The sequence below is a fragment of the Anabaena sp. UHCC 0253 genome, from assembly GCF_009712085.1.
Lineage (GTDB): Bacteria > Cyanobacteriota > Cyanobacteriia > Cyanobacteriales > Nostocaceae > Dolichospermum.
In genome coordinates this window covers 42,970-57,644 of sequence record NZ_VILD01000013.1, presented here as the reverse complement: position 1 = coordinate 57,644, position 14,675 = coordinate 42,970, and the positions used below count along the sequence as shown (strand labels likewise).

Genomic DNA, 14,675 nt, shown 5'->3' with positions numbered 1-14,675 from the left:
ATCACCACAGATACCAGCAAGGAACAGTGGGGTAAGGTTGCCATTGTTGACCAAGTTGTTCTACGGTGAATCACTTGTTTATCAATATCTGTGTTTCAATATCTAACTTTAGGTAGATGACACTGGTTTTACTGATTATTTACTGTATTGTTTCTGCCTATATTTATATTATTCAATACTTTAAATTAGGTCTGAGTCAAAGCACCGAAAATATAAATCCTAATCTTCCTTACCGTGATTGAGAAATCAAGTTTTCTGCCGATTTTTCAGGTCAGGGGATAATTTTTGTTGCAAACATAGGACTTTTACTTAGTTATTTTTTTATTTTATACAAATTAAAAACAAATTAGAATAAAAAATCAGCCAAAAATCCTGAATTTAGCTGTTTTTGCTATTGCTTTTATTTTTAAATGTGCTTATCATACCAAAAGATATAATATTTGTTACATCAGGCAATGAACCAGATGTTAATAAGACCATTGGTGGTCAAACAACCCGAAATTGGGGGGCTAATTCGGGAGTTTCGCCTGTTAACTGGACTTACTCAAGAACAGTTTGGCGCTTATCTAGGCGTAACCTATGCCACTATTAACCGTTGGGAAAATGGGCGATAGCGAAGCGCTCCGTAGGAATCGCAGCCTTCACCTATGGCTATAGACAAAATTGAGGAAAAGCTTGGGGAATGGGGGGAACAGGGAAAAACTTTGTTACAGAAGTATTTGGTTAAATAAAAACCAAATTGCCACAAACTTGATGTAAACAAACAAATGCAGAAAAATGGTATACATAACTCTCATATACTTGCTAAGGTGCGATAAATGTTGATAAATTCGTCAAGCAACAGTCAAAAATAATCATGGCAGAAAAGAATGTTAGACATATATTAGGTATTTCAGGAGGGAATGATAGTACGGCTTTAGCAGTATTACTGCATAAAGAAATTCCAGAAATGGAATACTTTTTTTGTGACACCCATAAATAATTACCCGAAACTTACGAATATCTTGACCGCATCAAGGCACGTCTGGGTATTAAAATTCATTATCTCAGTGAAAACCGAGGCTTTGATTATTGGTTAGCAATTCATGATGGAATGTTACCTTCTCCCCAAAAGCGTTGGTGTACCAACAAGATGAAAATTAAGCCTTTAGAGGATTTTGTCGGAAATGATGAGGCGATTAGTTAGGTTGGTATCCGTGCTGATGAAGACCGTGATGGTTATATCTCCACTAAACCTAATATTAAACCTGTGTTTCCATTTAAAGAAAAAGGTTTGGTTAAGGCTGATATTATCCGGCTATTAGAAGATAGTGGGATTGGACTCCCTGACTATTATCGCTGGCGCAGTCGTTCCGGGTGTTTCTTCTGCTTTTTTCAACGTAAATATGAATGGGTAATGTTAGCGCAGGAACATCCTGATTTATTTCAAAAAGCGGTTGAGTATGAGACAAATCATGCCGATGGTCGTACTTATACATGGACTCACGGGGAGAGTTTATTGCAGAAAAAACACTAATAATTCAATTTATATTCCATACCTGTGATAGAAAACCTAGAAATAATTTCTCTAAATTTTCTTTTTGACTCTGCATTGAGTTTAACAAAAGGCTGATTTTTACTATTTTTTAAAATACTTCCATATAAACCAAAACGAGAATTAAGTAAATTAAGTAAAAATTTGACTTCATAATCATCAAATGCCATTGTATAAAAAATAATCCCATTACTAGAGCAACCGTCATCACAAAACCAAATCATTAAAGCAAATTCGGTTAGATAATTACTAATAAAATCTTGGGGTAAAATTTTATTTTTTTGATACCATTGAGAATGTAATTGAGTTAGAAAAGGATGAACTGTAGTTTTTAACCACCAGCCTTGATATTGTTTTCCTGTTTTAGTATGCGGTGAAGATAAACGCTCATTAAAAGAACAGGGAAAATATTGACTTAAAAACTGATATTTCCATTCTAAATATTTTTGATTACTCCCACCTTCTGCATAACGAGCATTAATTTTATTTTTAGCTTTTTCTAAACTTCCATCACCTAATAAAGAACCTGTTAAAAATTCATATAACTTTTGATCTGGTTGCTTTCCTTGATAGTTTAAATAATCTGAGCGTTTTATTGCTGTTATAGCTCTTTGTTGCTTCATTCTGAAATTCATTCGAGATAAGTTAGGATAAAGTTTGTCATATTCTTGAATGGTTAACCCATGTGTTTTTAAATGGTTATAACCAATCATTTCAAATTGTCTATTACATACTGCACAAGTAACCATATCAAATCCTTGTCTTTTCAATTCTTCAACATGGTTAAGATGACGTGATTGATCTATTTTTTTAATGACTTGTTTAGAATAAATTGCCTGACATTCAGAACTTCCACAAGTTTTACTACAAGCTGGATGAGCATAAAATGGATCAACAACTTGACCACAAACTAAACAATTAAAGGATCGTCGCATAGTTACATACACCCCAGAAAGATAATTTGAATATTCTGTTATCATATATGATAACAATCTGCAAAAAGAAAAATTATCATAAAAGTTAATCAATTCCACTCCCTGCTCTGTCATAATAAGAACTATGGGAAGAGCAGGACAAGCACTAAAACAGGTTTTAGAGTGTTACAACATCAGCCAAAGCCAATTGGCCATAGGTTTAGGTGTTGAGCGTCCTATTGTCTTTCGTTGGTATCATGAAAAAATTGATCCTACTGGGGAAACGGTAGCCGAAATTGTTAAAGCATTAAATAAAATTAATAAATTAGCTGCAAATGATTTTATTCAAACATACTTAGGAGATTTAACAACTACTAAAAACACAGGAAACAATCAATATTTACCAGTATCAGATCAAGTTGATATTCAAGTTTTAGCCCAAATTTTTAATAATACAACTAACTCTTATAAATACCTTTACTTTCTATCTTTATTAGATATTATCAAACGAAGAAAGTTTGATACTTTATCACCAATTAGCTTTCAAGAAATTATTGTAGAAATGTTAGCTAATGCTTGGTATTCTCACAAATATTCTAAACTGTCTTTTGGTACACAGGATCAAATTGCTAATTTTTTAGATACTCTTGAATTAGAAATTACAGAACCAATTTTAAAATTTACAGATACAGATAAAAAACTTTTGCGAACAACTATTAATCATCAAAATCTTAATGATATTGTAATTTTTATTAGTCGTTATGTTCCTTATCGTTTAATTCGTCCTTTTTTTGTGCAAGAAACAAAAGGATTTAAAGATTATGATGTAAACCCAACTATCATTAATTTAGCTAAAAACCAATTTAATATTAAAAAACCTTTATACTGCTTTAATGCTGAAGAACAGAAAGATTGTAACTCAATTATTTTACATCCAGATTGGATAACATATTTAGAGGAAAATTATACAATAGTTAGAGGTTGGGTATCTTGGCAATGGTTAAATTATATGCAGCAAAGAAACCCTAATATTCCCAATGTGGTTAATAAGTTATTTATGCCACAACAAAGAGATTCTTTAATTAAACAAACTCAATATTGGAAAACTATTTTAGAACATAAAGAGATTGAATGTATTTATTCAAATGTGAAATTAGATAAGGATGAAATTTCATTAGATCATTATCTTCCTTGGTCATTTGTTGCCCATGATCAACTATGGAATTTAATACCAACTACAAGGTCTGTTAATTCTTCTAAATCTAACAATTTACCATCTGAAAAATATTTTTATGACTTTGTTAAATTGCAGCATTTAGGATTAAATATTTATCATCAACAAGTTGCTTACAAAAAATGGTTAAATGATGTAGAATCTTTTATTGCAGAATTGAAAGTTAATCAACCAGACGATTTATTAGATTTGGAAATTATAACTAATGCTTATGAAATAACTCTAAAACCGTTAATTTCTTTGGCAACTATTCAGAGTTTCACTGCTAATTGGGTTTATACTTAACCTAAAAATGATCCGCAATAATCATCAAACAATCATCATCAAAATTTCCAACCACTGAGAATCACTTACAGTTTCATCCGATGCTGCTTGAGTAAAGCGTTTTAGTAAGGGTTCAATACATTTTCCTGCTAAATAATTGGCTCTTACCCGTAAATCCTCCCTTAACTTTGTTTCCTTACTTCGGACACCAAAGGCTTCATAAAGAAGTTTTTGACTATGACTCAATAAATTATCATAAGCTGTATGAATTTCTCTCAGAGCATAAACTAACTTAGTCCGTAAAGTTTTCGCAGTTATGCCATCGTCTCCTGCTTCTGTGCTAATAGGGGGTAAATTACAAGCCTCTGGTAAAGCTTTAAATAACAACTCATCCGGTTCAGCAGTAGTTTGTAATGCCCTTAAAATAGCTCTAGGTTCATCTTCAATCCGTTGGGTTTGTTGAGTATATTTAGGTAGTTTCTTCACAAATTGATAAAGAGGAGTAACCACTGTTAGTAGGGTTGCATTACGAACTTTACCCAATTTTTTTAATTGGGGATTGCGTAAAATTGCTTCTAATTCTTTGAAAACCTCCGCTCTTAATCCGACTACTGCAAAATACTTGACTGCAAAACGTTCAGGGTATTTTACTAATAATTCAAAATGTTCTGATCCTAATACTGGAATAAATGTACCATCTTGATAAACTCCTAAATCATCAGCATGATACAGCAATACCGCAGCTAAAATTACTGGAATTGCACCTTGCTTAACACCATAAGGTGGTGCTGCTAAACGTTGATAAAGTAGATTAAAACTTTGGATATTTTCGGTTGCTTCTAAACAAAAATCTTCAACTACTTTCCATAAAGAATGTAAACCTGAATTTTCTAATGGTGGTAAAAAGTCCCAATAATCATCTTCCTGATGGTGAATTCCTGTTTCTTCTAACAGAGAATAATACATACAAACTTCGGGACCATAACCTTCTAATCCTAATCTCTCTTCATTTTGGTGTTCCAACATTGCTTGAATTAACTCTCGTCTGGCTTTTGCTCCTTGAGAGGTTAAATTTCTACGGTTAATTAATTCATTCCAGAGAATTGGACTGCAATGATAAACTTGATCGCAAACATCCGAAAGTTTGCTATTAAAATCAGTGATTTTGTTGAGTTTTTGTGCTTTTCCTTCTATCCAACATTGCTGATTTATCCCTATACTAAACGTCAGACTTAAGGTTTCATCTAAAGATTGTTCAGCTTCTATTAAACGATAATTGACTTCTTTTCTGGCAACTCCATCAGTTTGTAATTCTTTGGCTGTTTTTTTGATATTATTTAAAGCTACAAATTCTAGAGTACGAATCCTCAAAACATCTAAATTAGCAGCATTCAAAATGACTAATGGTTTACCATCAGCAGTTTTGGAAGGTACAGAGTTAGGAGTTTGTTCATCCACCCAATACCCCACAAAACCATCTGCATCAGGACTACTACAGCGTAATTGACTCAAGTTCTGGGCATTATCTAAATAATGCCGTTCAAAATAACGTAAAGTTCCGGTTTTATAACTGTGCCGTTGGGCAACTAAAGGTTTAAGAGGACGATAGAGAGATAACAGTTTAACTAACGGCGATCGCTCTTGTTCTATATAAATATTTAACTCAGTGTCAACATTAAAATCAGAACCTTGCCAAATCCGTAATTCATCTAATTGACGACGATGGGTAATTAAATTTTGACTCAAAAGTTCATCAATAATTTTTTGCCAATAATTAATCTGTTCTTCAGAAGGGCAATCGCACATTGCTAAAGAAACTAAAGTTTTTGTGGCTCTCATTGAACCTGTAACAGTAATTAGGTTCAAGATTCCAATAGTTTTTAATACCTTCAAACTATCTTCTTCTAAACGTTTAGCATCACTAATTAAATCTTGAATTTCTACCCATCTTTGCAAATTAGGACGAGAAGCTAAACCCATTCCCGCAGCTTCAATAAAGTAATCATAAACTCGGTCTAATTTAAGCGTAGGAAAATTATCATCTTTTATGTTTTCTTCTTCTAAAAAATTGCGAAATGACAAAGGTTCATTACTGGTTAAAAATGTGAATAGTGAACGATCATTTTGAGCATAGCGTTGGCAAAGAGTTGGTAATACTAAACCAGTTAACGGATGTAAAGGATATACGTCTTTTACAAGATTAGAATTTAACTCTTCTCCAATAATTACTGGTTGTAAATAATTAAACCATTCTTGAGAATAATTATGAATTGCACAACTTATTCCTTCTGCTATTGAAGAGTCAACTGTAATTGCTTGACCAATTAAGGACATCATCTGTATAGCTGATTCAGTAAAAGGAATATCCTCAAATCGTCCCTGAATCTTAGCCCATTCATTCCGTTGAACAGATGCTAATCGTTGTCCATATTCTGCAAAACCTTGATGTAAAATACCTAAAATATAAACAGGATTTTTGCTATTTTTTGGCAGTTCAGCTAGTTGCTGTAAAAGATATAAATCTTCAGCCCCCTTGATAAGAAGAAGCATATTCTAAATTTTTACCTAATTCATCAATTACAAGTAAAATACCAGTTTTAGATTTCTTAGCAACTTCCAATACTAAATTAGGAATTTCTTTACTATCAACTGTTCCACCATTATTGATTTCAGCTTCTAAATCTACTAACTTACGAACAACATCTATTTTATTTTTTTGAGTACCACTCCAAAAATTCTCAACACCTATTAATAAAGCCCTGATAATAGTATGGCTAATAGGTTCTCTTTGTCCTGTAGCAACAGCCCTAATTAATCCTACATTGGTAATTTTTTCCTGAATTACCTGAATTAATTTATAAATAGCACTGTCTTCACCCAATGTTTTTTCAGCTATTTCTATAGCTTTAATATACATTTGATTGTTAGAAGAAGCGCACAAAGATGTTAAGTAGTGAGCAAAAGCTGATTTTCCCGTTCCATAAACACTAGTTAATGTCCAAGCTGTATTACCTTCATCAGAATTAAAAGTTTTTAAAATGCGTTCTAGAGATTCAATTGCTCTTTTAGTGAGAATATAGCCTTCAAGTGCTTTAACATTATCAACATCTCTTTCTAAGTTAATTGAACGAGAATAGCGACGCTGGAGACTGAAATAATGGGACAGTTTTTTGTTAATCATGGTTTTGGTTTTACTCATTTTTTAGTATTTTATTCATCACAACAGAGTATTTGTCAAGAATTGTAATATTGCTCTAAAATTTCTTGAGATAAAATATCTGGTTCTTCAGTGAAAGATAACTGAATTAATCCTGCGGTATCAGAAAGTATTATTGAATTAAATCGTTTGGCAACTGTTTCAATAGCCTCACATAAAATACTTTCTGTTAATTTAAATACTATTCCTGGACTACCTTCATCATAAAGTAAACGAGAAATAGCAATTGTTTTTGTTTCATGACTTACTAAACTAGCATATTCTAAACAAGTAGCAACTATAATTGATGCTGGTAAATTAGTTTTTGCTCCAAATTTAAACTGATAACTATTACCAATAGTACGGATTAAACCAAGTTCAGTAAAGGGACAATCTATGGAATCTTCGATAGGGGTATTACTACCAATCAAATCTTGTGAAGCATACATTCGTAAAATACAAGTTACATCTTTAATTAAAGAAGATTCAGCAACATCTTTATTGAAATTGTTTGTGTAGTCTTTAATCCCAGCTAAGATATCATCTTTTGTGAACTCTAAATTCCGAAAAATATTAAATATATAATACCAAGCAGCAGCTTCACAAGTTGGTTTTAGTAAATTCCAATGTAATAACCACAATGATGCTGGATCTTCTAAATAGGGATCCCATCCATTGTTTCCTAAAAGTTTGTTACCAAATTCTGTTAGTAAATTGTTTTTATCAAGAATCTTAAAAGCAGTACACCAATAACGAATAGAACGTACCATATTTTTACCAACACCCAAACGCACAGGAGCGTCATCTTGTAAGAAAATCTCTGGATTTTTTCTAGCAGTATCAAATCCTTTCTTCAACCAACCAAAACGAGGATGAAAGGTTTCATGATTTGCAAATACTGGGTTAACTGGAGTTTTAAGATGTTTTAAATTCAGAGTAGTTTGGATCACGTTTGAATGGATATAATAAAAACTATTTTTTATTATGACTCAAAAGAGACAAAAATTAGTTAATTTAGGAAAAAATTATGGCTCTTGCGTTGTTTTTATAGTAATTAAGGATTTATTATAACAAAACCCTTATGGGGTAAGGGTTATAAACAATTATGCCCATATTTTGAATGAAATGCCCACACAATAGGGCTTTCAATGATTTTGAACCAGGTTTTTCATAAAAAGAACCGAAGAACCAAAATTATTTAAATTTAAATGCTATTAACAAATTTATTTTCAACAGAGATGTGATTGAATTTAGTTGAAGCATCTCAAATAGGGAGCATCCACTTTTGCAGGATCGACTTTTTTATATAAACCATATAGTAGGGTTTTTAGAAGGCAAGAATTCTAGGCTCTTCCAAAAGTAGATGATCTCCCTCAAATAAAATGAACTTATCTCAATAAAAAGCCCCAAAAATAAATAAAATTGGCACATATTGGAAGAGTTAATCTTAAATTCGTAGTATACCATCAATCTCAATTGTAGAGATTTTATTTTATCATTGAACTTAACAATCAGGAATAAGCTTTTGACAATAGCGTTGATTAATTGCCATTTTTCTTAATTCTAAAATTACTTCTAGTGGCACATCAACAGATTTAGCTGCTTCCGAAATAGTAACTTTATTAGTGCGTAACAAAGCTAAAAACTGTCGAACTTTAGGAACAATAGGGTCATTGCTGTGAGTGTAACCACGTTTAATAGCAATTTTTAGCCCAGTTTCAATATCATCAACTGTAACTTGACGATTTTCATCTATTAATAATTTTTGCTGTCCAGGAATTGCATTAGCAATTTGAATACCAACATACCCAGGTTTTTTGCGTTGGGGAATGATATCAAAATTGTAGAGTCGCTTTTGTCCTTGAGAATCTACAGTTTGAACAAGTAAGTTAGTGATAGCAGTGGTGGTAGACCCCGGAAACTTCAGTGGTTGGATTGCTTTTAAAAAGATAGTTGTAGCTTGTCCGCTTTTTAAATCTGTATCTGTAGTGTAGACCAGTCGTGAAGGATCTGCTACTAGAATATAAGCGATCGCTTCATTGGTTTGACTAAAGCTGATAGGTGTAGCCAGTCCTGGTGTAACTTGAACCTGAATTCTCGTTTTTGCAGCTATATCCCTGTCAATAAAGCGATAAGCAGGTGTTTGTGCCTGGACAATAGGTGCTGCTATCCCCAGCAATAATACGCTAGTAGTGATAACAAAAGTAGTAAATTGTTTCATAACAACCTCCAAGAAACCCACCCGTTGTGGGCGCAGTTAGTTTACCGGGCAACTTGCAAAAAATTATTGACAACCACTGAGACTTCTGTACCTTCAGGTAGAAATTGAATATTAGGACGTTGTAATAATTCTTGCACTGCTTGGTCAGACCGTCTCGACAAGCGATCGCTGACTGGACTAAAAAATCCCTCCAACGCAGCCGCCCAAATTTGCGGATCAGCGGTGCTAGAAACGGTATTTTGATTAAAACTGCCATTAGTAACAACAGTGCTAGATTGAGTCCGGGGTTGATTGACAATGCTACCTACTTTTCCCAAACTACTGAGTAATCCCACTAACAAATCTTGTTGAGCAATTTCTGACCCCACATCATTGAGCTTTTGAGCAATCAACGGTCGCTTGTTGTTACCTCGAATTAATAGCGTACTAACTGGTATCGTTTCCTGTTTAACTGTACCTTGGGAGTCAGGATAAACCAGAGCGATACCAGTAGCTGACACCAAATTATTCTTTTTACCTACGGCTGTAGTTTTAGCCACAATAACAGTACCAACAGGAAGTGCCTCTGTACCATCTGTGGCTTTGAGAGGTTTGGTTAACTCCACAGCAAAGCGGTCATGAGGATTTTTACCACCCTCGTCCCAAATCATTGGCATGATCACTTTAGCCGGCACAGATGTACCCAGTGCTACATCCTTATTGCTGCTGACATTGGAATTGACTAAATTTGCAGAGGTACGGTTGAGGATACCCACCATACCGGGAGTTAAATTAGCTTGACTATCAACACTTTTAGAGCCAATTAAAACTGTTTGTAGTTCAGCTTCTTGGGGATTGGGTGTACTTGATTTTAAGGTTTTGAAAGTTTGATTATTTGCTGTCGGTGTTGTTGGATTCTCTTGAGTTGAGGCTATTGTTGAGTTACCGATTTGTGACTGTCCCAAACTGGCTAATTTGTTCCATTGCTGTAAAGGATCAACATTATTTTCAGCTTGCTGTACTGGTCGTTGAATTGTGCGTGGGACTGTACGACTTACAGGTGAATTTACAGGATTTGGGGAAGAATACCGCCTAAGACTGGGTGCAGGTTCAGCAACTCTAACAGCAGTAGTGCGCGGTGAAACAGTCTGTCGGACTGTCCGTACTGGTGGTGATGATTGTGGTTTAGCTGATGATGTTGGACTCGGAGATGTAGCAGAAACTGGTTTGACATTGAGTTGTTGCTGTTGATCTTGAAAAGCTAATCGGCTTTTAAGGTCAGCAGACTCATCTAAAACTGGTTCATTACTGGGAGAAGGATTAGCAGTTTTCGCTGCTTGTTTAGCAGGAGGTTTGGGTTGCAGAAATCCAAACCAGAGGGTTGAAGCAGAAGCAATAACCAATCCCACAAAAGTAATTACTGATACTAGACGAACACTGGGTTTTTCTGCTAACGGTCGTTCTACTGCTGTTTCTTGATCTTGTTTTAAGCGATATTCTTGAGAAATTAGTTGATTTGCAGTAGGGTTATGTCCTGCCAATCTTTGCTCGTCTTCAGGACTGATATCTTCCTCTTGTATAGCAGTTTGGTGAGAATGATAATTGCCGTTATTACTATGGGATTCTAGGGAATAATTAGCAGAATTTTCGTGAAGGTCAAATTCTTGATTTTGATTTGAATGATTTTGATGTGAATTGTCCATGATTTTAGTTTTTTCCTTCTTAAATCCATGATCTTTAACGTCGCTGCTGAGGATTAAATTCAACCATTCTGATAATTTGCAGTCCAGATGAGCGCATTTCATAAATTTTCTGTTCTACCAACGGGGCATTTTTTCCTAACGGAGAACGGGGAATTTCCACTGCTTGGACTGTAAATGTGCGGTTGAAAGGAATACGCTCATCTCTACCAGTGGTGCGGTCAACTAAAATGCGAGTAGCAACCATATCTATTTCCCATTCTCCTAATCTTATTGCTCTCGGTTCTGATAGATAGGAAATAATAGTTGTACTGCGAAGCTGTCCTGTGAAAACGCTAGTCGGAACTAATTCAGCAATCTTCGGTAAAGAAGCTTTGGCAAATTCCGGTTCTAGTAGTAGAGAAGCAAACCAAGCCGTTGTAGGAATGCGCCCTTTTTTACCAACTTGAACACCTTGGTCTGGTTGATTAGTACCAGTAAGTTTGTCATCCCAATTAAATGTTAGAGTTGTCCAATCACTGACTACTTTCTGAATCACTCCTGGATAGCGCCAATTGCGGTCTTGCTCAGAAATATAGATTGTTCCACCATTCAATAATTGAGCAAAGGTAGTCTTGCGTTCAGCCATTTTATTGACTCTAAAAGCAGTGAAGAGGATTAACAGAAATATCAAACTATTGAATGCCGTTAAACACAGAAAACAAATAGCTAATAAATTCTTAGATTCCGGCAGCAGTGGTGATTGCAGTCGTTTGATTTCCATAGCTATCTCAGTTCAATATAACGGTGTGCAGTTGAGTGAGATATAGACAAATAAAGTAATTAGTATTAACTCCTGCGTCGCAAAGCAGCTAGTAATTTAGATTTGGATTAGCAAAATTTAATATTTTTATAATAAAAAAATAAAAATTATATGGTATATTAAAAAACTACAATCTATTTGTATACTGAAAATCTTATGGAGAAACATGATTAAACCAACAACTATAAGTGAACAGCTTCTTTTCAGTACCGTTAGAATCGAAAGTGAAATAGGTACAGGCACAGGTTTTTTCTTTGATTTTATATTGCCTAATCAGCAAGTTATATCAACAATTATTACAAATAAGCACGTTGTTCAAGGAGGTAAAATAGGCAATTTTTATGTTCATGAAGCTGCTGTGGATGCTCAAGATTACAGCCCTTCAGGACTATTTCAACCAGTAAAATTACTACTAGAAAGATCATGGTGGTTAATTCCTCATCCCGATCAGACAATTGATTTATGTGCAATAGTAGTTAATCCTTTATTGAAGAATGCACAAAAAGAAGGAATACAACTTTTTTATCAACCGTTAAATGAAACTTTTATACTGACTGATACGCAACTTGAAGAGCTTAGTGCTGTAGAAGACATTTTGATGTTTGGATATCCGAACGCATTATGGGACAACGTTAATAACCTTCCACTGATTAGAAAAGGGATCACTTCTACTCATCCAGCAATAGATTTTTTGTGGAAAGAGTATAACTGTAATTGATGCAGCGTGTTTTCCGGGTTCTTCTGGTTCACCTGTATTAGTAATACGTGAAGAGACTTACAAAAATAAACTAGGCACATTTATTAGAGATTCAGCTATTTTGTTAGGAATACTTGCTGAAGGACCTTATTGGGATACAGAAGGTAAATTCTCAGATCCAGACATACCAGAAAATAATCAACTTGTCAGTATCAAGATGGCACAAATGATGCACCTGGGATATATTATCAAGGCTAGGGAAATTAGAATTTTGGGAGAAGCTGTTAAAACACAACTTAGACGCTTAGGCTACCTTACCAACCAAGGACTACAATACTTGTAGTTTATTCTCAAAATAATAGAAAAGCTAAAAAACTTTGTTGTCGTTCCAAGCTGAAATGTAAGCATAAGTAAAGGTTTTGAGTCCTAACATCTAGCCCTTTCAAGGTAACTAACGGAAATACGTCATTTCATGACTATCATCTTGAATCTTCCGCTCATATTTTGGTTTTTTTGAAGGTTGAAACAACCAATCTTCGTTCAAAATTTTACCACCTTGAAAGGGCTAGTTCTAACATCCTGTAATTTCGCCAGCAACGATAGATATTTGGCGAAAACAAGTTGTATAATGTTAATACAGTAATACTTTTTTTTGTTATGGATTCTCAAAATAGTCCTGATTTTTTTGATAGAACTTTACATATTGATTGCTCTAAAATAATCCTTCGTAACGAATCAATAAATCCACCAAAAATATATGAAGGAACAGGTTATATTAGTCGAAATTCTGAAGGACAGTTAGAAGTAAAACTATTTTATGTAAATGATGACCCTTTGATGTCATTTATGGAACATCTTGAAGAACTAGGAGAAAAGCGAGGAAATTTAACAGTAATAGATGATATAAGTGCAAAAATAGGAGCTATTATAGAAGAATCTGAATATTTTTCTCTATCTGCTTTTGATTGTCAAGGAAGAGAATGGAAAAGTATGAGAGTTATAATAGGTGAGAGAAATTCAAACGGTTCTTTAATCGCGCAATTTCATGAAATATCCTGTAATTTTTCTATAAAATCTAATGAGAAAGCTTCACTATATCTAAAATTACCTAGAGAAATTGACTTTCCTAGTAATAGCAGTAAGATTGATAAAATGATAAATCCAAGTAATGATTTAATACGAGCAGAGGAAGAACTAAAACATTTATATTTCAAACCTGCTGCACATTTTTTTGCTTGTGATTATGAATTTTTGATCAAGCATCAAGATAATTCTACCATTATAGAAGTCAACACTAATTGTGATAAGCTACCAGAAATGATAGAAACTAGAATTTGTGAAGCTTTGCAGTTTGTACTTGGTGATTTTATAGAATGGTCTATGCTTGAGCTTAACGAGAAAGATAAAAAAACTATCCGTATTCAATCTTTCTATACTCAGAACTATAAACCTAAATTACAACCTCCAATACGTTTTGAAAAATTAGATATAACAGACGATATTTGGTATCTTTATGAACATTATTTAAAACATATTCTTCAATATAGCAAAAAGTCATGGCATCCTATATCCGGGTGGATCAGTCGTATTCTTCAAGCGAGAGTATCATACTTAGACTCTGAGTTATTAACAATTGCAGTTGCTGTAGAAAGTTTACTTAAAATAGAACCTTTGAAAAAATTATCAGAATCTAAGTTCAGTTCGCTAAAAACTAAATCTAATAACCTTAATTTTGAATCACAAAAATCACTCATTGTAGATACAATTAAGGAACTAAATATTGATGATAGCTTACAAAAAAGATTAGAAGTTTTTCTAAATCAAATGAATTCTGTAACTACTACAGATCGTTTGTGGAACTTGGTAGAGCAAGGTTTGTTAAATCAGAATTTAGTAGAAGCTTGGAAAAAAGTTCGGAATCAGACTGCTCATGGAGATGTTGTGAAACCAACAGAAATTGATAAGTATCTCAAATTATGTAATAAGGTTACTGTTTTGTTTAACCATTTAGTCTTTCTGGCAATTGGCTATACAGGAAATTACACTGACTATAGTGAAATCGGATGGATAAAAAAACGAATACAACAAAACAAGTAATTTAAAATAGTATAACTCCCAAAAGAAGTAACCCCTG

Annotated in this window: 14 protein-coding genes; 7 read left to right on the top strand and 7 right to left on the bottom strand. The window is 33.8% G+C overall.

Annotated features, from left to right (window positions below; genetic code table 11):
* Window positions 1–464 precede the first annotated feature (464 nt).
* The 3 genes from FJR38_RS28850 (at window position 465) to FJR38_RS28845 (ending at window position 1,516) form a co-directional block, all read left to right on the top strand.
* Window positions 465–614, top strand: a complete 150-nt coding sequence (locus FJR38_RS28850) for a DNA-binding transcriptional regulator (protein ID WP_254449566.1) — start codon at window positions 465–467, stop codon at window positions 612–614.
* Window positions 615–856: 242 nt separating this feature from the next.
* Window positions 857–982, top strand: coding sequence for a hypothetical protein (locus tag FJR38_RS29140; protein ID WP_256366941.1), 126 nt, complete (start codon window positions 857–859; stop codon window positions 980–982).
* 267 nt (window positions 983–1,249) lie between these two features.
* Window positions 1,250–1,516 (top strand): hypothetical protein, encoded by a 267-nt coding sequence (locus FJR38_RS28845; RefSeq protein ID WP_254449565.1) that lies wholly within the window; start codon window positions 1,250–1,252, stop codon window positions 1,514–1,516.
* On the opposite strand, the gene FJR38_RS25570 is transcribed toward FJR38_RS28845, so the two are convergent.
* Window positions 1,513–2,514, bottom strand: a complete 1,002-nt coding sequence (locus FJR38_RS25570) for an LAGLIDADG endonuclease (protein ID WP_217360060.1) — start codon at window positions 2,512–2,514, stop codon at window positions 1,513–1,515. The two genes, FJR38_RS28845 and FJR38_RS25570, sit on opposite strands and share 4 nt — an antisense overlap.
* A gap of 79 nt (window positions 2,515–2,593) precedes the next feature.
* Between FJR38_RS25570 and FJR38_RS25565 the strand changes: the two genes are divergently transcribed.
* Window positions 2,594–3,967 (top strand): HNH endonuclease domain-containing protein, encoded by a 1,374-nt coding sequence (locus tag FJR38_RS25565; protein WP_168540223.1) that lies wholly within the window; start codon window positions 2,594–2,596, stop codon window positions 3,965–3,967.
* Window positions 3,968–3,991: 24 nt separating this feature from the next.
* Here the strand turns inward: FJR38_RS25565 and FJR38_RS25560 are convergent, their stop codons facing one another.
* The 6 genes from FJR38_RS25560 to FJR38_RS25540 all read right to left on the bottom strand — a co-directional run bounded on the left by FJR38_RS25560 (window position 3,992) and on the right by FJR38_RS25540 (window position 11,805).
* Entirely contained in the window at window positions 3,992–6,496 is a 2,505-nt protein-coding gene (locus FJR38_RS25560; protein WP_254449564.1) for a hypothetical protein, read from the bottom strand.
* Window positions 6,471–7,127 carry a hypothetical protein gene (locus FJR38_RS28840; protein WP_254449563.1) on the bottom strand — a complete coding sequence of 219 codons (657 nt, stop codon included), beginning with the start codon at window positions 7,125–7,127 and terminating at the stop codon, window positions 6,471–6,473. Before FJR38_RS28840 ends, FJR38_RS25560 begins: the two co-directional genes overlap by 26 nt.
* Before the next feature lie 53 nt (window positions 7,128–7,180).
* Complete coding sequence (locus FJR38_RS25555) at window positions 7,181–8,092, bottom strand: DUF4007 family protein (protein ID WP_371418292.1); 912 nt, start codon at window positions 8,090–8,092, stop codon at window positions 7,181–7,183.
* A gap of 554 nt (window positions 8,093–8,646) precedes the next feature.
* The gene (locus tag FJR38_RS25550; RefSeq protein ID WP_168540221.1) at window positions 8,647–9,363 is read right to left on the bottom strand and encodes a hypothetical protein; all 717 of its coding nucleotides are present in this window, start codon (window positions 9,361–9,363) and stop codon (window positions 8,647–8,649) included.
* A 41-nt stretch (window positions 9,364–9,404) separates the two neighbouring features.
* Window positions 9,405–11,045 carry a TrbI/VirB10 family protein gene (locus FJR38_RS25545; protein WP_168540219.1) on the bottom strand — a complete coding sequence of 547 codons (1,641 nt, stop codon included), beginning with the start codon at window positions 11,043–11,045 and terminating at the stop codon, window positions 9,405–9,407.
* A 34-nt stretch (window positions 11,046–11,079) separates the two neighbouring features.
* A complete protein-coding gene (locus FJR38_RS25540; protein WP_168540217.1) occupies window positions 11,080–11,805 on the bottom strand; it encodes a hypothetical protein in 726 nt (241 codons plus the stop codon).
* Window positions 11,806–12,010: 205 nt separating this feature from the next.
* Between FJR38_RS25540 and FJR38_RS25535 the strand changes: the two genes are divergently transcribed.
* The 3 genes from FJR38_RS25535 to FJR38_RS25525 all read left to right on the top strand — a co-directional run bounded on the left by FJR38_RS25535 (window position 12,011) and on the right by FJR38_RS25525 (window position 14,638).
* Window positions 12,011–12,562: a hypothetical protein gene (locus tag FJR38_RS25535; protein ID WP_168540215.1), complete on the top strand. Its 552-nt coding sequence runs from the start codon at window positions 12,011–12,013 to the stop codon at window positions 12,560–12,562.
* A 100-nt stretch (window positions 12,563–12,662) separates the two neighbouring features.
* The gene (locus FJR38_RS25530; protein WP_168540213.1) at window positions 12,663–12,884 is read left to right on the top strand and encodes a hypothetical protein; all 222 of its coding nucleotides are present in this window, start codon (window positions 12,663–12,665) and stop codon (window positions 12,882–12,884) included.
* 314 nt (window positions 12,885–13,198) lie between these two features.
* On the top strand, window positions 13,199–14,638 hold the full coding sequence (locus tag FJR38_RS25525) for an MAE_28990/MAE_18760 family HEPN-like nuclease (protein WP_168540211.1): 1,440 nt from the start codon (window positions 13,199–13,201) through the stop codon (window positions 14,636–14,638).
* The last annotated feature ends 37 nt before the right edge of the window (window positions 14,639–14,675 follow it).

Coding starts and splice junctions, on each gene's coding strand:
- FJR38_RS29140 (WP_256366941.1), top strand. CDS start 857: ATGGCAGAAAAGAATGTTAGACATATATTAGGTATTTCAGGAGGGAAT.
- FJR38_RS25545 (WP_168540219.1), bottom strand. CDS start 11,045: ATGGACAATTCACATCAAAATCATTCAAATCAAAATCAAGAATTTGAC.
- FJR38_RS25525 (WP_168540211.1), top strand. CDS start 13,199: ATGGATTCTCAAAATAGTCCTGATTTTTTTGATAGAACTTTACATATT.
- FJR38_RS28850 (WP_254449566.1), top strand. CDS start 465: ATGTTAATAAGACCATTGGTGGTCAAACAACCCGAAATTGGGGGGCTA.
- FJR38_RS25570 (WP_217360060.1), bottom strand. CDS start 2,514: ATGATAACAGAATATTCAAATTATCTTTCTGGGGTGTATGTAACTATG.
- FJR38_RS25565 (WP_168540223.1), top strand. CDS start 2,594: ATGGGAAGAGCAGGACAAGCACTAAAACAGGTTTTAGAGTGTTACAAC.
- FJR38_RS25535 (WP_168540215.1), top strand. CDS start 12,011: ATGATTAAACCAACAACTATAAGTGAACAGCTTCTTTTCAGTACCGTT.
- FJR38_RS25550 (WP_168540221.1), bottom strand. CDS start 9,363: ATGAAACAATTTACTACTTTTGTTATCACTACTAGCGTATTATTGCTG.
- FJR38_RS25540 (WP_168540217.1), bottom strand. CDS start 11,805: ATGGAAATCAAACGACTGCAATCACCACTGCTGCCGGAATCTAAGAAT.
- FJR38_RS25560 (WP_254449564.1), bottom strand. CDS start 6,496: ATGCTTCTTCTTATCAAGGGGGCTGAAGATTTATATCTTTTACAGCAA.
- FJR38_RS28840 (WP_254449563.1), bottom strand. CDS start 7,127: ATGATTAACAAAAAACTGTCCCATTATTTCAGTCTCCAGCGTCGCTAT.